Genomic DNA, 18,161 nt, shown 5'->3' on the forward strand with positions numbered 1-18,161 from the left:
CGCGACACCCGTTCGGCCGCACCCCTGCGATGCCCCACCGTCCAGCCGGGTACCTCACGAGGCATGCCCTCCACACCCGGTCCGCCGTACGACGGTGCCCCCGCCGAGCACGGCCCCGAGCACGGCCGAGAACACGACCGCGAACGCGGTCCTGAACACGGCCACTGGTTCCAGCGACTCCACACCCGCGTCCTCGTCTCCCCCGTCGGGCTCGCCTGGAACCGCGGCCGCGCCATGGAACTCATGCACCGCGCCATGGGCTTCGCGGCGCTCAGCCTGCTCACCCTCGTGCCGCTCCTCATCGTCGTCGCCGCGGCCGACCTCGCCAGCGGTCAGGGCTTCGCCCGCTGGCTCGTCCAGGGCCTCGGCGTCTCCGAGGTCTCCGAGGAGGAGGTCGAGCGGCTCTTCGGGCAGCCGGGACAGGCCCTGCAACGGACCACCGCCTTCGGTCTCACCGCCCTCGCCGCCTTCGGTGTCACCTTCGGATCCGCCGTACAGACCGGGTACGAGCGTGCCTGGGACCTCCCCACGGCGCGCTGGCACACCATGTGGCGGCACGTCGTCTGGCTGGCCGTCCTCGTCGCCTGTCTGCTGCTGTTCGTCGCCACCCCCGCACCGGCCGAGTCCCCGGCCATGGTCACCGCTCTCGTCGCCCTGGGCGACCTGATCGGCACCTTCCTCTTCTTCTGGTGGTCGCAGCGGTTTCTGCTCTGCGGGCGCATCCGCTGGCGGGCCCTCGCCCCGGGAGCCGTCCTGACCGCCCTCGGCCTGCTCGGGCTGCGCGTCTTCTCCCAGCTCGTCTTCTCACCGCTCATCGCCTCGAACGCGGTGACGTACGGCCAGTTCGGCACCGTCCTCGTCCTCCAGTCGTGGCTCGTCGGAGTCGGCTTCGTCGTGTACGGAAGCGCCCTCGTCGGCCGGCTGGTCCACGAGCGCCTGCTCGACCGGCGCCTGCGCCGCGCCGCCCTGACCGGTGGCTGACCCCGTCCGTCCGCCCGACCGGTCCGACGGGCGCCTGCCCCGGTCCGACCGCGCGGCCCGACCGGCGCCTGCCCCCGGCCCGACCGCCCCCACCGGCCCGACGCCCGGACCCGCCCGAGCCTTCGCTCGTCACCCCGTCCCGGCTTCCTGGTCAAGGACATGGCCCTGGACGACATCCTCGCCGCCGTCCGCGTCGTGGCCTCCGGCGACGCCCTCATGACGCCGGAGACCCGGCAGGCGGGGGACCTGACAGAGCACGGCCCGGACCGGCGGGAAATTGATCACACGATCCGGTGATCCACCCCGGAGCGGCCCGGTGGCGTCCTCCGGGCCGCTTGGATGAAGGTGATCCCATCGGCCCGTCGAAGGAGTGCCGCCCATGGCGAACATCTGGCTGCCGCCCGTCGAGTACGTCGCGACCCTGCCGAGAGCGACGGCGTACGCCTGCCTCTACTTCACCGACACCCGAGGCCGCCCCTTCCAGCTGCGCGCCAGCTACGACACCGAGCTGTGGCAGTGGCCCGGCGGGAACATGGACCCGGGGGAGACCCCCTGGGAGACGGCGGTACGCGAGTGCCACGAGGAGACCGGGATCACCTTCGCCGGCGAACCGCGGCTGCTCGGCACCCACTTCGTCACCGACCGGGGCGAGGACTGGCCCGCCAACCACATCGGCTTCGTCTTCGACGGGGGCGAGCTGACGGACGAGCAGATCGCCGGCGTCGTCCTCGACCCCGAGGAGCACAGCGAGTACCGCCTGCGCACCCTCGACGAGTGGGAACGGGAGATGGAGCCGGGCGAGTTCACCCGCCTCGCGGGCACCGACCGGGCCCGCAGGACAGGCGTCCCGTTCTACCTGGAGACCGGCTCCGAAGGGGATCGGCCCTAGATCCTGCCATCACCTTCTGGCCGGGTCCGGCCCGCCCGGGGCGCGCGCGGAAGGAGTACGGATCCGGGGCCGGCCCCTCCGGACGGCCCCGGCTCCGGCCGGACTCCTCACGCCCGGCAGCCCACCGGGTGGGCGATGTCGACCACGAAACGCTCCGGCGAGTGCAGCCGGAAGGTCTTGTAGACGGGTTTGGTGTCGAAGGCGGCTCCGATGGTGACCACACCCTCGAAGTCGCCGGTCAGGGCGACCCCCTTGAGCGCGGGCAGATGGATCTTCAGCAGCCGGGGCCCCTGGTAGACGGACTTTCCGGCGTCGTCGTGGGCGGCCGCCGGGGAGAGACGGATCTCCAGGAACTGCTTGCCCGCCAGCGGGACTCGCTGGCCCGAGCCGTCGTAGTGCAGCGCGCCGACCTGGTGCACGGTGACCGGGGGCATGGCGCCCCGTACATCGATCACGAGCCGGTCGAAGGTTGCGTGGCCGCCCCAGCGGGCGTTGACGACCAGGGCCGTGGCCTGCGTCGACGAGCTCGGGGACGGGGCGTTGGTGGCGCCGGCCGGGATCGTGGCGCCGATCCCGGCGGTCAACAGGATTCCCGCGGCGACAGCCGCGAGGGTGTGACGGTGATGCATGACGTCCCCCAATTTCTCCTGCTCCGGGGACAGTGGTGTCACTGACAGAGACACCCCTCCACACCATACGGTTCCACCCGATATGGGGTAAATGTTCCGCCTTCTGGGCGGCTGCATATGCGCGTGCGCGTGCGAGCGCGATGGCCGGCGGGCGCGCTGTTCGTCCGGATCCGGCGAAGCCCGTAACTCCTGGGCCGCTCAGCAGTTGACCAGGGCATGAAGAAGCGCAGCATGCTCGCCATCGCCTCCCTCGCCGCAGGCGTCGTCACCGCCCTCATCACGCCTCCGCCGCAGGCCAGCGCCGCCGAGAACCCCCTGGGCGGCGCCACCGGCCTCCTCCAGGAGGACCAGGGCGTCGACACCGTCGTCGACACCGTCCAGGGCGCCCAGAGCACCCTTCCGGCCCCCGGCGCGGGCGGGCTGCTCTGACCCGTGCCACCCGCGACGACCGGTGCCCCGCGCCCCCGACGGGCCGCGGGGCACCGGCACGCCGTGACCCGGGAGGAGGCGGCCCGTGCGCGCGCCGTGCGTGACTAATGACAGGATGTCCCCATGAGCGACAACGTTTACTTCGACATCACCATCAACGACGAGCCCGCGGGCCGCATCACCTTCAAGCTGTTCGACGACGTCGTCCCGAAGACGGCGCAGAACTTCCGCGAGCTCGCGACCGGCGAGCACGGCTTCGGTTACGCCGGTTCCCCGTTCCACCGCGTCATCCCGCAGTTCATGCTGCAGGGCGGCGACTTCACCCGTGGCAACGGCACCGGCGGCAAGAGCATCTACGGCGAGAAGTTCGCCGACGAGAACTTCAAGCTGAAGCACGACCGCCCGTTCCTGCTCTCGATGGCCAACGCCGGCCCGAACAGCAACGGCTCGCAGTTCTTCATCACCACGATCGTCACCGACTGGCTCGACGGCAAGCACGTCGTCTTCGGCGAGGTCGTCGAGGGCCAGGACCTGGTCAAGAAGATCGAGGGCCTCGGCTCCCGTTCCGGCGCCACCGCCGCGACCATCAAGGTCTCCGAGTCCGGCATCGTGAAGGCCTGATCGCCTCTCCGAGCTGAGCGGAGGGCGCGTCGCGCGCCCTCGCTCGACCCACCCGGCCGGGGCGGGGGACGCCGTCCGAGCGACGCGCGTCCCCGCCCTCGCCGAGGTCTTCGGCGGCCGCCCGCGCAGCCGTCCGTGCGCCGTGTCCCGCGCCGTCCCTCATCCGTGAGCCGCACCCCGTGCCGTCGCTCAGGTGAAGGCGGGCGCGTTCCGCTCCGCCCATGCCGCGAACGGTCGCGGCGCCCGGCCGAGGACGCGCTCCACATCGGAACTCACCCGCTGCTCCTCCGTGCTGGGTTCACCCATCACCGACAGCATCCCGTCGACGGCCTCCTCCGGCAGGAACCGCACCAACTGGGAACGGGCCTCGCTCGCACTCAGCGCCAGGAACGCGACAGGGTCACCCACCACCCCGGCCAGGACACGCACCTGCTCCCGCGGTGACACCGCGACCGGCCCGGTCAGGACGTACGTCCGACCCGAGTGCGCCGCCGGGTCACGCAGCACCTCCGCCGCGACGCCGGCGATGTCCGTCGGATCCACCACCGGCAGCGCCACATCGGCGAACGGCGCCGCCACCGTACGCGCGGAACGGACCCGCTCGGCCCAGAGGAAGGCGTTGGAGGCGAAACCGCCCGGCCGCAGCACGGTCCAGTCCAGCCCCGACCCCCGTACCGCCGTCTCGAACGCACGCAGGATGTCGTGCGACGCCGAATCGGTCCGCGTTCCCACCAACTGCGAGGACTGGAACACGATCCTTCGCACCCCGGCGGCCACCGCCGCCGTGACGATCTCGCCCGGATCCAGCTCGTCCCCGAGACCCCCGACGAGCAGGTACATCGCCTCCGCACCCTCGAACAGCCCCGTGAGTCCGTCCACATCGGCCAGGTCCCCCTGCCGGTGCGCCACTCCGGCGGGCAGCCCGTCGGCCGGCCGACGGCTCACCGCCGTCACCTTCTCACCGGCCGCGGCCAGCAGCTCCACCAGCGGTCGTCCGACGTTTCCGGTCGCTCCGGTCACCACGATCACGGTTCTTCCCCTCCAGGGAGTCATCGGCGGAGCGCGAGCGCTCCGCCGTTCGTGACCTCATCCTGGAAGGCGAACTGGCCACCTCCTGGCCAGTTTCACCGAGCGATGTTCAGCTCTCCTCGCCGAAGCGCCGCTCGAACTTGGCGATCCGGCCCTCGGAGTCCACCGTCCGTGCCGTGCCCGTGTAGAAGGGGTGGCTCTCGGAGGAGATCTCGACGTCGATCACGGGGTACGTGTTGCCGTCGTCCCACTCGATGGTCCGGTCGCTGGTCGCGGTGGACCGGGTCAGAAAGGCGTACCCGGCCGAGCGGTCACGGAAGACCACCGGGCCGTACTCGGGCTGCTTGTCCTGCTGCACGCGTCCTCCTCGGGCTCACGCCCTGGCTCGTCCGGCCTGATCGGCACGGCACCCCCAGCCTCCCCGCGCCCACGGAGACCGACCAGCGCCACGGGCCCGACCGGGTGACCGTCAGTCGTGTTCCGGCGGGCGCGCCGCGAGCAGCAGCGCGATGTCGTCCGGGCGGGACGTGACCTGCCGGGCGTCCCGGATCACCCGGTCGGCCGCTTCCGCGAGCGGCAGCGAAGCGGTCGCAGCCAGCGCCCGGCGCAGCAGCTCGATCCCGTCGTCGATGTCCTGGCCGGGCTTCTCCACGAGCCCGTCCGTGAACAGCGCGAGCACTGCACCCGGCTCCAGCTGCAGCCGCGTCACCGGATACGAGGCGTGGACGTCGATCCCGAGCACCATCCCGCCCGCCAGCTCGATCCGTTCCGTCACCCCGTTCGGGTGCATGAGCAAGGGTGGCGGATGCCCGGCCCGAACCGCCCGCAGCTGCCCCGACTTCGGATCGAGGAGTACGTAGCAACAACTCGCGAACTGTCCCGGATCCAGGTCGATGAGCAGCCGGTTGGTCCCCCGCATCACGTCCTGCGGCCGATGACCGGCCAGCGCGAAGGCCCGTACGGCGCTGCGCAGCTGACCCATCGTGGCCGCGGCGGCCACCCCGTGCCCCTGGACGTCGCCGATGACGAGCGCGAGGCGTCCCCGCCCCGTCTCGATGACGTCGTACCAGTCCCCGCCGACGTCCATGCCCTGCGTGCCCGGCAGGTAGCGGCCCACCGTCTCCACGCCCTCCCGGACCGGAAGCCGATGGGGAAGCAGCGCGTCCTGGAGGCCGCGCGCGACCGCCGACTCCGTGTCGTACCGCTGGGCCCGCTCCAGGGCCTGCGCGATGAGGCCCGCGAGCGCCGTGAGGACGGTCCGTTCCTCCGAACTGAACCCGCGCGGACGGTCGAAGCCGAGGATGCAGGAGCCGACCGGCCGGCCGGAGGCGATCAGCGGCAGGAACGCCCGAGCCCCCGAGTGTGCGTCGAGGGGCAGATCCGGATACCTGCGGCCCAGCTGTTTCATGGACTCGAAGAACAGGGGCCTGCCCGTCGTGAGCGTCTCCACGCCGGGCACGTGAGCGTCCAGGGCCACGCCGTCGAAGGGTTCGAGGAAGCCCGGCGGGAAGCCCGTCTCCCAGGCCAGATACAGCCGACGGTCGCTCAGCAGGTAGATGGCCAGCTGACGCCCGCCGAACGCCGGAAGCAGCTCCTCCGTCACGACCGCCGACACCTGGCGGGCCGTCACCGCCTCGGACAGCGCGATGGCCAGGGCCACCGGCCGGTACAGGGCCGAGACCTGGTCGTCGGGCAGCGACAGGGTGTCGTCCGTCGGCCCGCTCGCCGGTCCGCTGGTCTTGGGGTCCCGCGCGGGGGCCGGGCCCGGATCGTTCTCCGGCACCAGGACCATGGTCACGCCGTCCCGCCCGGGATGGAGGGAGACCGAAAGCCACTGACTCCGCTCGGGGCGGGCCAGGAAACGCACCGGGTCACCGGAGAGCATCGCGGCGCGGAGCTGCTCCTCGTGGAACGGGAGGCCGAACCAGGGCAGGGCCTCCCAGAGCGGCCTTCCCGCCAGGGCGCCGCGGGGGCGGCCGAGCAGCCGCTCGGTGCGCTCGTTGACGTAGGTGACGCGGCCGAGGCGGTCGATCGCCAGGATCGCCCGCGGCAGCCGGTCCGTGGCGTCGGATCCGATCAGACCGGTGCCGAGGTCGACGAGGGTGCAGGTGAGCCGCAGACCGGTGCTGACGCCGCCGATGCCCAGACGCGGCGCTGCTTCCCCTCCCGCGCCCGCGCCCGTGTGCGTCGCCGCGTCGGGTGAGGTCTTACGCGCCCGCGTGGAGACCTCGAGCAGGTGCAGACCTCCGTCCGGGCCTTTGAGGCGGATCCGGCGCACCACCGGCCGCCCGTCCGGCCCCGTCGCCTGTCGGGCCGCCGCCCACAACGCGTACCCGTCCTCCGGCTCGAGGAGTGAGGTCAGGTCGTCGATCGGGCACGGCGAGGGCACTTCGGCGCCGAGGATCGCAAGGAGTCCCGTGTCCAGCGTGACCATGCCGCTGTCGAGGTCCCAGTCGAAGGAACCGAAGCGGACCGGCGGCGCGCCCGAGGTGGAGAGCTGTACGCACACCGGGTCGCCGGGCCATTCGAGGGTCGTCCCCTGGCGGGCCAGATCGGCGAGGGTCTCGCCGAGGTGCAGGCCGCCTCGCGTCATCCGGTTCCGGTCGCGGGTGTCCACCGGGACCCCGGGAGTAGGCGCCCGCAGCACCACGAGGACCCCGAACCGTTCGCGACCGGCGACGACCGGCGCGTACAGCGAGGCGAACGGGAACGGCAGGCTGGCCACCAGCTGTGGAAACCGCCGCATCGCCTCCTCGACGTCATGGAGGTGGACGGCCTGCCCCGAGCGATGGACCTCGGCGACCGGGAAGGGGCGGTTCGTGTGCATGCGAAACCACGGGCGGAACAAGGGGCCAGGCAGCCCCACCAGGGCCGCCATCCGCAACAGTCCGGGTGTTCCGGAGCGCAGGTACACCCCGCCCGCGTAGCCTCCGACTTCGTCGACCGCCCTCAGTGCCGCCTCGGCGAGCGTCCAGGTCAGAGCGCCCGAAACGGGCCCGTCGGCAGGTCCTTTCCCGGGCGGGCGCCCGGTACTGCCCGCCGGGCCGGGGGCGGTCGTGCCGTGCGAGGTCACACAGTCAGGATGCGCCTCACCGGAAAGGCACCGCATCCCGGACCCGCTCCCCTGCCGTGGCCGGGCAGGAGGGGTGTTGACCGCACGCGTTCGTACCGTCACACTCGGTCGTCGACCGGCGCCACAGGGCGCGCTACACCACCTCACGACCAGGGGGCAGGATGACGGGCCGGGTTCTTCCGTACGAGGTGCAGGGTGAGGGGCCGAGGCGGGCTCTCGTACTCCACAACTGGTTCGGCGACCGCACGAGCTTCGCTCCGCTGCGGGCCCATCTGAACGATGCCGCCGGCTCCTACGCGTTCGTCGACTGCCGCGGCTACGGCGAGGCGCTCGACCACGCGGGCGCGTACACGATGGAGGAGGTGGCGGCCGACGCGTTCGCGGTCGCGGACGACCTCGGCTGGGACTCCTTCTCCGTCGTCGGGCACTCGATGGGCGGCAAGGCCGCGCAGCTGATGCTCCTCGACGCCCCCGACCGCGTCCGGTCGATCATCGGCATCTCGCCCGTCTCGGCCGCCGGGTTCCCCATGGACGGCGAGACCTGGGAGCTCTTCGCCGGCGCCGCCGAGGAGGCGGCCAACCGGCGGGCGATCATCGACAACACCACCGGCGGCCGGTACGACGACGCCTGGCTGAGCACCCTCGTCGAGCGCTCCGTCAGGCGCTCCTCGGCGGCGGCCTTCCGCGCCTACCTGGATTCCTGGTCGCGCACGGACTTCCACGAGCGCGTCCGCGACAATCCCGCCCCCGTGCTGCTCGTCGTCGGCGCCCACGACCCGGCGCTGGGCGCGGAGGCGATGGAGGCGACCTGGCTGCGCTGGTACCCCAACGCGCGCCTGGAGGTCCTCAAGGACGCCGGCCACTACGCGCCCGAGGAGACCCCCCAGGCACTCGCCGAGGCCATCGAGGCGTTTCTCGCCGCCTGACGGGACCTTTCGCGGTGTCACCGGGGACTTTCGGTCCCGGGTGGCACCCCCGGCCGTCGGGCACCCGACCCGTGAAGGGTGCCCGGGAGCACCGGACGGAGAACGGAAGGGCGGGAGAAGGATGGCGGAGCGGAACGAGCGCGAGCGCGACGGGGACGGTTGCGGGGCGAACCCTCATCTTCAGGTTCAGGGTGAGGGTCACGTTCAGGCTGAGGGTCAGGCCACGCACGGCGTCCTGGTTCCGGCCGGAGGACTGGCTCCGAACGGGGCCGGGGTCCGAGCGAGGGCCGGGGGCCGGGCGAGGGTCGTCAGGGCGGCCGGGGCCGGGGCAGGGGACGGGTGCTGGTCGGGGTCGTCGGCTCCGAGTCCGCGCTGCGGGCCGTGGACGCCGCGGCGCGCGAGGCCCGGCTGCGCGGGATCGGTCTGAGCGTCGTCCACGCCGTCGTCGGGCCGCTGCTCAAGGTGCCCCTCGGCCCCTCTCCGTACGGCCCGCCCACCGGAGGCCTCCGGTGGGCGGGCCGTACGACCGCCCCGGACATCGAGGTCGCAGGGGAGATCGTGGCCGGCGAACCGCTCACCGTCCTGGCCACCCGCTCGCGGTCCGCCGCGCTCGCGGTCGTCGGCAGCCGAGGCGTGGGCGCCTTCACCGGACTGCTCCTCGGCTCGGTCGCCGTCCATCTCGCACGCCGCCTGCCCCGTCCTCGTTGTACGCGGCCGTGAGCGGCCGAGCGGGCCCGTTCTGCTCGCGGTCGACGGCTCGCCGGACTCCGACGCCGCCGTGGACCTCGCCTTCGCGGAGGCGGCCCGTGGCGAGGAGCTGCGCGTGGTGCACGCGTGGACGCCGGCGACGGGACCTGCCGATCTCACACCGCTCTTCCACGGGGTGGAGGAGATCCGGGGCGAGGAGCGGCGGGTTCTCGACGAGGCGATCGCGGCCGCTCGACGGGCCGCCCGGAGCTGCCCGTCGAGCGGAGACTGGTGCGGGGCAGGCCCAGACCCGTCCTGCTCGCGGAGAGCGCGGACGCTCAGCCCCTGGTGAGGGGGGCGCGGGGCCGTGGCGGCGGCGCGGGCCTGCTGCTGCTGGGCTCGGTCAGCCAGGCGCTGCTCCACCACGCGGAGTGCCCGGTCGCGGTCGTGCGCGGGGGACCGTGGCACCGTCCCACTGACGTCGCGGCCGTCTTCGCCGATGTCGTCGCGGCTGTCGCCGTCGCCGAGCCGTCGCCGGCCCGGTGTCGGCGGGATCTCATCCGAAGGTCGAGGAGGGCGACGACTTTCGAGGACAGCGGTGCGGCCCCTCGGCACCGGATGATCGTGGTCACGACCTCATGGGGCGGGTCCTCCACCGACTCGTCCACGACCAGCAGGAGCACGTCCGATGGGCCTCACGCAGACGCAGCACCGCTTCCTCGTCCGGCAGAAGGTGACGCCCATGGCCAACCGCTACCTCGTGCACGCCGCGGGAGTGGACGGCGAGGAGGGCGAGCTCGTCGCCTTCGCCCACCAGAAGAGAATGGCGCTCAAGGAGCACGTCACCTTCTACACCGACGAGTCCCGGCGCCAGGTCCTCTTCACCTTCAAGGCCCGCCAGGTCATGGACCTCGGCGCGACCTACGACGTGCACGGAGCGTCCGGCACCCGGCTGGGCGGCTTCCGGAAGAACTTCGGCGCCTCCCTGCTGCGCAGCACCTGGCACCTGAGCCGCGAGGGCGCGGAGGGGGAGACGACCGGGCAGGAGCGAAGCGAGGGCCTCGCGCTGCTGCGGCGGGCCTGGGAGTTCCTGCCCTTCACCGACCTGCTTCCCTTCGTCGTGCCCTACCACTTCGACTTCACCGAGTCGGGCCGCTCGGTGATGTCCGTCGAGAAGCTCTTCGGTCTCCGCGACCGGTACGTGCTCGACATAGCGGACCCGGAGCTCGACCGGCGACTCGCGATAGCCCAGGCCGTGGCCCTCGACGCCCTCCAGTCCCGCTGACGTCCGGCTCACCCGCCTGCCGGGGAAGGGGCGTCTTACCCTGGAGGGACGGGCAGGCGACGCAGCACAGCGTTCCTCCCCGAGCCCGGAGCCGTGCAGGCGGAAGGACGGCGGGCCATGTTCTTCAGTGATCGCACCGACGCCGGTCGGCAGCTGGCCGCCCGGCTCGACCATCTCAGGGGCCATGACGTCGTGGTGCTCGGTCTGCCGCGCGGTGGGGTGCCGGTGGCGGCCGAGGTGGCCGACGCCCTCGACGCCCCGCTCGACATCTGCCTCGTGCGGAAGCTGGGGGTGCCCCAGCAGCCGGAGCTGGCGATGGGCGCGCTCGGCGAGGGTGGCGTACGGGTGGTGAACGAGCGAGTGCTCCATGAGGCCGGGGTCGGGGCGCGTGATCTGGCCGCGGTCGAGGAGCGCGAGCACGCCGAGCTGGATCACCGGGCCCGCCGTTATCGGGGCAGCAGGCCTTCCGTGCCCCTGGAAGGCCGAACGGTCCTGGTCGTGGACGACGGTCTCGCCACGGGGGCAACGGCGCTGGCGGCCTGCCGGGTGGTACGGGCCCGGGGGGCGGCCCGGATCATCCTCGCGGTGCCGGTGGCGCCCCGCGGATGGACGGCCCGGCTCGGCGGCGAGGCCGACGAGACGGTGAGCGTGCACACGCCGGATCTCTTCTACGCGATCGGACAGTTCTACCGGGACTTCACCCAGACCCCGGACGCGGAGGTCGTCGCCTGTCTGGACCGGATCCGCGCCGCGCACGGACCGGTCGTCCAGGACACGGACGTACGGATCCCCGTCGACGACGGCGTCACGCTCGCCGGACGGCTCGCCGTCCCCGAGGGCGCCACCGGCATCGTCCTGTTCGCCCACGGAAGCGGGAGCAGTCGGCACAGCCCCCGCAACCGGGCGGTGGCGGGGGCGCTGAACCGGGCGGGACTCGGAACGCTGCTGTTCGACCTGCTCACCGAGGCCGAGGCGGTCGACCGGGCGCACGTCTTCGACACCCCGCTGCTCGCCGGCAGGCTCGCCCGCGCGACGGAGTGGCTCGCCGGGCGGCCGGAGAGCGAGGGCCTCCCGCTGGGCTACTTCGGGGCCAGTACGGGAGCGGCCGCCGCGCTGTGGGCGGCGGGCGACCTCGAGTCCTCGGTGGCCGCCGTCGTCTCACGCGGTGGCCGGCCGGACCTCGCGGCCGACCACCTGGCTCGGGTCAAGGCCCCGACGCTCCTCGTGGTCGGAGGCAGGGACGTGCTGGTTCTGGACCTCAACCGGCGGGCCGAGTCGCTGCTGCAGTGCGAGAGCCGGCTGGAGGTCGTGGAGGGCGCCACGCACCTCTTCGAGGAGCCGGGCGCCCTGGAGGAGGTGGCGGAGCTCGCCACCTCCTGGTTCACCGGGCACTTCCGGGATCAGTAGGCGCCGTTGACGTTGTCGATGGAGCCATAGCGGTCGGCCGCGTAGTTGCAGGCGGCGGTGATGTTCGCGACCGGGTCGAACAGGTCCATCGACGTGCCGGGCACGTGATAGGCCAGGAAGGTCGGCTCGATGACCTGGAGCAGGCCCTTGGAGGGGGTGCCGGCCACGGCGTTGGAGTCCCAGAGGTTGATGGCCTGGGGGTTGCCGGAGGACTCCCGCATGATGTTGCGGTGGATCCCCTCGTACGAGCCGGGGATGCCGCGCTGGGCCATGATGTCCAGCGACTCGCGGATCCAGCCGTCGAGGTTGTTCGCGTACTGGGTGGCGGCGACGGGCGCGGCCTTGACGGGAGCGGCGGCGGCTGCGGGAGCGGCGGCCGAGGCACCGGTGCCGGTGGCGACGGCCGGGGTGGCGCTCCGGCGCTCGGAGCGGCTCGCCCGTTCGGTCGTGGCGGTCTTCTTCGCCTGCGGGGGAGTGGCCTTGACGGAATCCCGACGAAGCGTCAGTTCAAGACCCGGGTGAATAAGTGACGGGTTGTCACCCACGGCGCTCCTGTTGGCGCGGTAAAGGCCCTTCCAGCCGCCCTGAATTCCCTTCTTCTGGGCGATCAGGGAAAGCGAGTCGCCGCTGACGACCGTGTAGGTGCGTGCGGTGGCCGGAGCGGCGGGAGCCTTGGTGGCGGCCTTCGCGGCGACCGGAGCGGCGGGGGCGGTGATGGCCTTGGCGGCGATTTCCGGGGCTCCGGAAACGGGCGCGGCGCCGGCCACGGCCGGGGCGATCAGTGGGAGGGCGAGAGCGGCTCCGCCCGTGCCGACCAGCGCGAGTCCGCGGGAGACGGGGCGGCGGCGGGGGCGGCGGTGCTTACCGTGAGCAGGCATGACGGGATTCCTCTCCGGCGCCTTCGGGGTGAGCTGTCGGGTTCGGACTGGAGATGTCCGGCCGCGCGCACGCGGCTTCACCCCGAGCCGTTCCGGAATCCGGGCCGGCGTATTCGTGGGTCCCCCGCTCCTGCCGTCGGGTGAAAGGGAGGTATTTCGAGCGGTGGCAGGATTCGGCGATCCACTCGAATGGAGGTGACCGTAGGCCAGTAATGCGACGGATAACAAGAGGATCTGTGGGCAGGGGTTGGCGAAAGGATCACCGAATTCATGGAATTCAAGATCGACGGTGACTCCTGCGCATCGAACTTCCTTGTCCCGCACGGCCTGCGCGGATTCTGATCACCGGGGAGTTTTCGGGGAAGTGAGTCGCATCACCAGGTACTTGATGTCCGAATTCGCACGGAAATTCTGTTAATGGTGGAGTGGGTGATAAGGGCCCGTTCGGCCGTGTGGGTACTCAAGGGCATAAGTCGCAAAACCGACATTCCTCGTGAAAGATGAAGTCACCCCGACCGAGGAGCCGCCCGGATGTCGCCCTCCGCCTCCCTGCTCACCCCCGAGACCCTCGACCGTGAGGCCGCCGCCCTTTACGAGAGCGCCGCCTGGCAGCGGATCGTCACGGACTGGACCGAGCCGCCGGTGCCCGCGCCCGCCGTGGAGAGCTGGCGTGACCTGCTCTCCGTCCCGGTGGAGCGGCTCGTGGCCGACGCGCTCGACGCCATGCCGCCGTCCCTTCCCGCCGAGCGCCGGCTCCCGGGCAGGATCGGAGCCGTCCTGCCCGACCGGCTGCACGCCTGGCGCCGCGTCGGCCGGCCGGAGCTGCGCCCCTCGGTCCACCTCGGCTACGCGCGCCTCGTGCTGACGGAGTGGGGCTGGCAGAACGCCCCGTACAAGCTGCGCGACGCGCGCGGGGCCCGGTGTGTGTGCGGCGCGCTCCTCGCCGCGCACCGTCTCGGCTACGGCAGCGCGACGACGATGAACGAGGCGGCCGCCTGGATCATGGCCGAGCTCCGGTCGCGGGGGTGGCACGAGCTGATCGGGCCGTGGAACCGGGCCCCGGGCCGTACGGCCGCCGAGGCGGTGGCACTCCTCGACGCCACGATCCACCGCGCGGCGCAGGCCGGACGCTGACGGACTGTCCGCAGGCGCGGGGCGGCGGCGAAGCGGCCGCCCCGCGCCCGGAGGGCGGGATCAGCCGGTGATGCTCGGTGCTCCGCTCTCGATGTGGCCGGTGTACCGGCGCGACCAGGTCCCGTCGATGTCGGCCAGGATCGTGAAGTCGTACCAGCCGTTGTTGTAGGCGACCGCGTTGAAGAAGTCCTCCCGCGTGGAGGCGGCCGGGACCGTGTAGGTCCAGGGGCCGTCGGTGCGGTAGGCGTTCGAGCGGATCGTGAACGTCACCGGCCCGGCCGAGGTGTTGCTCAGCTTGAACCACAGGGCCGTCCGGCCCGTCCCCGCCTCGGTCGCGAACCGGGAGGTCACCTCGACGGCCTTGCCGGCCTTGGAGGCGTCCCCGATGAACCGGCGCAGGAAGCGGTTGGGGCCCATCATCGAGATGTCGTACTTGCCGGACCCCGACCCCAGCCCGATGTTGAAGTAGTCGGTGGCCGTGGCGCCCGCGTCGACGGTGTACTGCCAGGCGGCCGTGTCGCGGTGCTGATGCGGGTGGATCGAGAAGTGGGCCGCCCGCTTGGCCTCGGTGCCCTGGTTCGTCATAGAGAACCAGGCGAGGATCTTGCCCGCGGCCCCGAACTCGAAGCGGTCGAGGTTGCCGTTCACCTGGTACGGCAGCGCGCGGGCGGGCCGGGTGCCGGACTCCTGAGCGGGCTGGGCGTTGTTCTGGGGCGCCGGGTTGGGCAGCGGACCGCAGGTCGCCTGACCGATGACCTTCGCCGTGGAGGGGAGGCCGGCCGGAACGCCGTACACCGGGTGGGCGAAGTCGAAGACGCCGGTCAGATCGCCCGTCACCTTCCGCCGCCAGGCACTGATGTTGGGGCAGGCGGCCGGGGTGCCGAGGGCCGTCGTCCACGTTTCCATGAAGCGCAGGACGGACGTATGGTCGAAGACCTCCGAGCTCACCCAGCCGCCCCGGGTCCACGGGGACATGACAATCATGGGGACCCGGAAGCCGAGGCCGATCGGTGCGCCGTCGAGGTACTCGCCCGGGGTGCCCGGGGGAGCGACCGGCGGGGGCACATGGTCGAAGAAGCCGTCGTTCTCGTCGTAGTTGAGGAACAGCACGGTCGAGTCGAACACGTCGGCGTCGGCGGCGAGCGCGCGGTAGACGAGGTCGACGAAGTGCGCGCCGTCCCCGGGCGGGGCGTAGGGGTGCTCCGAGAAGGCCTCGCTGGCGACCACCCACGACACCTGGGGCAGCGTGCCCGCGACGACGTCGGCGCGGATCGCGGCGGCGATGTCGTCCGGGGTCGAGCCGGTCGCCTTGGGGACCGAGCCCATGCCGCGGTCGTACAGCGGGTCCCCGGGCCGCGCGTCGGTGAACTTCTTGAAGTACGCGAGGCCGTTGTCGCCGTAGTTGTCCTGGGCGTTCTGGTAGACCTTCCAGCTCACCCCGGCCCGCTGGAGCGCCTCGGCGTACGTCTCCCAGGTGAGTCCGGACTCGTCGCCGCCGTCCTTGCTGGAGCCGTCGATCTTCCCGCTCCACAGGAAGGTGCGGTTGGGGCCGGTGGCGCTCAGCGCCGAGCAGAAGTACGCGTCGCAGATCGTGTAGTGGTCGGCGAGGGCGTGGTGGAAGGGGATGTCCTCGCGGTCGAGGTGGCCGAGCGTCCGGGTGTTGCCCACGCCGGTGACCCAGTTGTCGAGACGGCCCTTGTTCCATGCGGCGTGCTGCGAGGTCCAGCTGTGCGGCAGGTCGCCGTTGCACTGTGCGAGGGTCTCGCCGTCCACACCGCCGGCGGGCGGGGTGTCGCTGAGCTTCCAGGGGTACTGGCGGCCGCCCCAGTTGGGCTGGTTGAACACGCCCCAGCCGCCGGGGATGTTGCCCGCGGCGCGGTCGCCGAAGCCCCGTACGCCGCGCAGGGTGCCGAAGTAGTGGTCGAAGCTGCGGTTCTCCTGCATGAGGATCACCACGTGCCGGACGTCGGTGAGGGTGCCGGTGGCCGTCCTCGCGGCGGCGGAGGCCCGGGCCGTCGGCAGCGCCGCGCCGGCCACGAGCCCCGCGCCGATACCGACGAATCCTCTGCGGCTGATGGGAATCATGCTCCGCCTCTCCTGTCACGGTGTGCCCCGGCGGCACGTCGGAGACATGATGAGGGAGGGGAGCTTAAAGGTATACAGCCGTGCGGTAATTAGTGGATTAACTGCCCGGGGCACCCTGGATCCGAGGGATACGGGCCTGTTAATTGGTCCAACTGCATACCAATGGCGTTCGAGGGTTCAGACGGTGAGGACCTTCACCCCGGCCTCGGTGAGCTGGGCGACCGTCTCCGGGTCGATGCCCGTGTCGGTCACGAGCAGATCGATCCGGTCCAGACCGCAGATCCGCGCGAAGGCCCTGTGCCCCATCTTCGAGGAGTCGGTCACCACGACGACCCGGCTCGCCCGCTCGGCGAAGAGCCGGCTGATGCTCGCCTCGTCCTCCTGGTGCGCCATCACGCCGAGCCCGGCGTCGACCCCGTCGACCCCAAGCACCACCACGTCGAGCACGACCTCGTTGAGCACCCCGACCGTGAGGGGGCCCACCAGTTCGTACGTCTGGGGGCGCGCGACACCGCCGGTGGTGACGATCTTGATCTGCGGGCGCACCGCGAGCTCGCCCGCGATGTTGAGCGCGTTGGTGACCACGGTCAGTGCGGGGCCGGAGCTCGTCGTTCCGGCCGTCCCGGCCGTCCCCGCGGTGTCGGCCCGCCCGCTCGCGAACCGCAGGGCGAGCGCGCGCGCCACCTCCGTGGTCGTCGTGCCGCCGTTGAGCCCGACGACCTCGCCGGGGGCGATCAGGTCGGCGGCCGCCTCCGCGATCCGCCGCTTCTCCGCGGCGTGCCGCGTCGACTTGTAGCGCAGCGGCAGCTCGTACGAAACGCCGTGTGCGACCGCTCCGCCCCGTGTCCGTATCAGCAGCTGCTGCTCGGCGAGCTCGTCGAGGTCCCGGCGGATCGTGGCGGCTGAGACGTCCAGTGCGGTCGCCGCCTCCTCGACCTCCAGCTTCCCCGAGGCGGCGAGTAGTTCAAGGAGCGTGTTCCACCGCTCGTGCTTGGACATGGGTCCCTCCCTCGGGCTCGTGCGCGCGTCCGATTCTATCCGCCGACGGGCGCGGGACCTGGAAAGCGGATGCATGTTTCTGCTTGAATGGCATTGACTTCAAGCAACTTTCATCATTTGAGTGCACTCTTCTTGCAAGGAGACCGGCATGAGCACCACCCGTACCGCCGTGGAGATCGCGTCCCAGCCCACGACCTGGCGTCAGGCTGCCCGCACGCTGACCCAGCACACCTCCGCGCTTCCCCGACGGGGCGAGCGGGTCGCCGTGATCGGCTGCGGCACCTCCTGGTTCATGGCCCTGGCCTACGCCGAGCTGCGCGAGTCCGGCGGTCACGGCGAGACCGACGCCTTCGCCGCCTCCGAGTTCCCCTACGGGCGCGGCTACGACCGGGTCGTCGCCATCACCCGCTCCGGCACCACCAGCGAGGTGCTCACCGTCCTGTCCCGGCTGCGCGGCACCATCCCCACGGGCGCGATCACGGCCGACCCCACGACCCCGGTCATGGACCTCGCCGACGCGGTCGCCGTCCTGGACTTCGCCGACGAGGAGTCGGTGGTCCAGACCCGCTTCGCGACGACGGCGCTCGCCCTCTTCCGTGCGCACCTGGAGGCCGAGGACGCCCTGCCCGAGGGGGTGGCCACCATTGAGGAGGCCGCCCGGGACGCCGAACTGGCCCTCGTCTCCCCGCTCGACGAGGACGTCCGCGCGGCGGAGCAGTTCACCTTCCTCGGCATGGGCTGGACCTACGGTCTCGCTCTGGAGGCCGGTCTGAAGATGCGCGAGGCCGCGGGCGCGTGGACGGAGGCGTACCCGGCGATGGAGTACCGCCACGGCCCGATCAGCATCACCGGTCCCGGCCGGGTCACCTGGGGCTTCGGCGCGCTGCCGGCCGGACTCGCGGACGAGGTGCGCAAGGTCGGCGGCACCCTCGCCGAGAGCGACCTCGACCCGCTCGCCGACCTGATCCGCGCCCAGCGGCTCGCGGTGGCCGTCGCCGAGGCCCAGGGCCTGAACCCGGACACGCCGCGGAACCTGACCCGCTCGGTCGTCCTCTCCGACGCCCAGGCCTGAACCCCTCCGCGGTCCCAGGGGGTGTCTTGCCAAGACC

General features: G+C 72.0%; 16 protein-coding genes, 2 pseudogenes and 1 riboswitch. Of the genes and pseudogenes, 11 read left to right on the plus strand and 7 right to left on the minus strand.

Annotated features, from left to right (window positions below):
• Window positions 1-63 precede the first annotated feature (63 nt).
• The 3 genes and pseudogenes from IF00_RS0111320 (at window position 64) to IF00_RS0111330 (ending at window position 1,870) form a co-directional block, all read left to right on the plus strand.
• Window positions 64-981: a YhjD/YihY/BrkB family envelope integrity protein gene (locus IF00_RS0111320; protein WP_030317002.1), complete on the plus strand. Its 918-nt coding sequence runs from the start codon at window positions 64-66 to the stop codon at window positions 979-981.
• 141 nt (window positions 982-1,122) lie between these two features.
• Window positions 1,123-1,206, plus strand: a pseudogene (locus IF00_RS46395) (DNA-binding response regulator); the annotation flags it as partial.
• A gap of 154 nt (window positions 1,207-1,360) precedes the next feature.
• On the plus strand, window positions 1,361-1,870 hold the full coding sequence (locus IF00_RS0111330; RefSeq protein WP_030317004.1) for an NUDIX domain-containing protein: 510 nt from the start codon (window positions 1,361-1,363) through the stop codon (window positions 1,868-1,870).
• A gap of 107 nt (window positions 1,871-1,977) precedes the next feature.
• On the opposite strand, the gene IF00_RS0111335 is transcribed toward IF00_RS0111330, so the two are convergent.
• A complete protein-coding gene (locus IF00_RS0111335) occupies window positions 1,978-2,499 on the minus strand; it encodes an AMIN-like domain-containing (lipo)protein (protein ID WP_030317007.1) in 522 nt (173 codons plus the stop codon).
• A gap of 216 nt (window positions 2,500-2,715) precedes the next feature.
• On the opposite strand from IF00_RS0111335, the gene IF00_RS0111340 reads away from it, so the two are divergent.
• Window positions 2,716-2,928 carry a hypothetical protein gene (locus IF00_RS0111340; RefSeq protein WP_245234485.1) on the plus strand — a complete coding sequence of 71 codons (213 nt, stop codon included), beginning with the start codon at window positions 2,716-2,718 and terminating at the stop codon, window positions 2,926-2,928.
• A gap of 123 nt (window positions 2,929-3,051) precedes the next feature.
• Complete coding sequence (locus IF00_RS0111345; protein ID WP_030317011.1) at window positions 3,052-3,549, plus strand: peptidylprolyl isomerase; 498 nt, start codon at window positions 3,052-3,054, stop codon at window positions 3,547-3,549.
• A 189-nt stretch (window positions 3,550-3,738) separates the two neighbouring features.
• On the opposite strand, the gene IF00_RS0111350 is transcribed toward IF00_RS0111345, so the two are convergent.
• The 3 genes from IF00_RS0111350 to IF00_RS0111360 form a co-directional block, all read right to left on the minus strand.
• Window positions 3,739-4,578, minus strand: a complete 840-nt coding sequence (locus IF00_RS0111350; protein ID WP_030317013.1) for an SDR family oxidoreductase — start codon at window positions 4,576-4,578, stop codon at window positions 3,739-3,741.
• A gap of 109 nt (window positions 4,579-4,687) precedes the next feature.
• The gene (locus IF00_RS0111355) at window positions 4,688-4,936 is read right to left on the minus strand and encodes a type B 50S ribosomal protein L31 (RefSeq protein ID WP_030317014.1); all 249 of its coding nucleotides are present in this window, start codon (window positions 4,934-4,936) and stop codon (window positions 4,688-4,690) included.
• 111 nt (window positions 4,937-5,047) lie between these two features.
• Window positions 5,048-7,651: a SpoIIE family protein phosphatase gene (locus tag IF00_RS0111360; RefSeq protein ID WP_030317016.1), complete on the minus strand. Its 2,604-nt coding sequence runs from the start codon at window positions 7,649-7,651 to the stop codon at window positions 5,048-5,050.
• A 161-nt stretch (window positions 7,652-7,812) separates the two neighbouring features.
• Here IF00_RS0111360 and IF00_RS0111365 point away from each other — a divergent pair, with 161 nt between their 5' ends.
• The 4 genes and pseudogenes from IF00_RS0111365 (at window position 7,813) to IF00_RS0111380 (ending at window position 11,956) form a co-directional block, all read left to right on the plus strand.
• Window positions 7,813-8,577, plus strand: coding sequence for an alpha/beta fold hydrolase (locus IF00_RS0111365; RefSeq protein WP_030317018.1), 765 nt, complete (start codon window positions 7,813-7,815; stop codon window positions 8,575-8,577).
• A gap of 339 nt (window positions 8,578-8,916) precedes the next feature.
• A pseudogene (locus IF00_RS43560) lies at window positions 8,917-9,723 on the plus strand (universal stress protein); the annotation flags it as partial.
• A gap of 229 nt (window positions 9,724-9,952) precedes the next feature.
• A complete protein-coding gene (locus tag IF00_RS0111375; protein WP_030317020.1) occupies window positions 9,953-10,549 on the plus strand; it encodes an LURP-one-related family protein in 597 nt (198 codons plus the stop codon).
• A 117-nt stretch (window positions 10,550-10,666) separates the two neighbouring features.
• Entirely contained in the window at window positions 10,667-11,956 is a 1,290-nt protein-coding gene (locus IF00_RS0111380) for a phosphoribosyltransferase family protein (protein WP_030317022.1), read from the plus strand.
• Here the strand turns inward: IF00_RS0111380 and IF00_RS0111385 are convergent.
• The gene (locus IF00_RS0111385; protein ID WP_030317023.1) at window positions 11,950-12,834 is read right to left on the minus strand and encodes a LysM peptidoglycan-binding domain-containing protein; all 885 of its coding nucleotides are present in this window, start codon (window positions 12,832-12,834) and stop codon (window positions 11,950-11,952) included. The genes IF00_RS0111380 and IF00_RS0111385 overlap by 7 nt on opposite strands.
• A gap of 5 nt (window positions 12,835-12,839) precedes the next feature.
• Window positions 12,840-13,023, minus strand: a riboswitch (cyclic di-AMP (ydaO/yuaA leader).
• 342 nt (window positions 13,024-13,365) lie between these two features.
• On the opposite strand from IF00_RS0111385, the gene IF00_RS0111390 reads away from it, so the two are divergent.
• A complete protein-coding gene (locus tag IF00_RS0111390) occupies window positions 13,366-13,968 on the plus strand; it encodes a DUF6197 family protein (protein ID WP_030317025.1) in 603 nt (200 codons plus the stop codon).
• 60 nt (window positions 13,969-14,028) lie between these two features.
• Here the strand turns inward: IF00_RS0111390 and IF00_RS0111395 are convergent, their stop codons facing one another.
• Window positions 14,029-16,053 carry a phosphocholine-specific phospholipase C gene (locus IF00_RS0111395; RefSeq protein ID WP_030317027.1) on the minus strand — a complete coding sequence of 675 codons (2,025 nt, stop codon included), beginning with the start codon at window positions 16,051-16,053 and terminating at the stop codon, window positions 14,029-14,031.
• Between the two features lie 177 nt (window positions 16,054-16,230).
• The gene (locus IF00_RS0111400) at window positions 16,231-17,052 is read right to left on the minus strand and encodes a DeoR/GlpR family DNA-binding transcription regulator (RefSeq protein WP_030317030.1); all 822 of its coding nucleotides are present in this window, start codon (window positions 17,050-17,052) and stop codon (window positions 16,231-16,233) included.
• A 148-nt stretch (window positions 17,053-17,200) separates the two neighbouring features.
• Between IF00_RS0111400 and IF00_RS0111405 the strand changes: the two genes are divergently transcribed.
• Window positions 17,201-18,124 (plus strand): SIS domain-containing protein, encoded by a 924-nt coding sequence (locus tag IF00_RS0111405; RefSeq protein WP_030317031.1) that lies wholly within the window; start codon window positions 17,201-17,203, stop codon window positions 18,122-18,124.
• The last annotated feature ends 37 nt before the right edge of the window (window positions 18,125-18,161 follow it).

The sequence above is a fragment of the Streptomyces flavochromogenes genome (assembly GCF_000717595.1).
GTDB lineage: Bacteria > Actinomycetota > Actinomycetes > Streptomycetales > Streptomycetaceae > Streptomyces > Streptomyces flavochromogenes.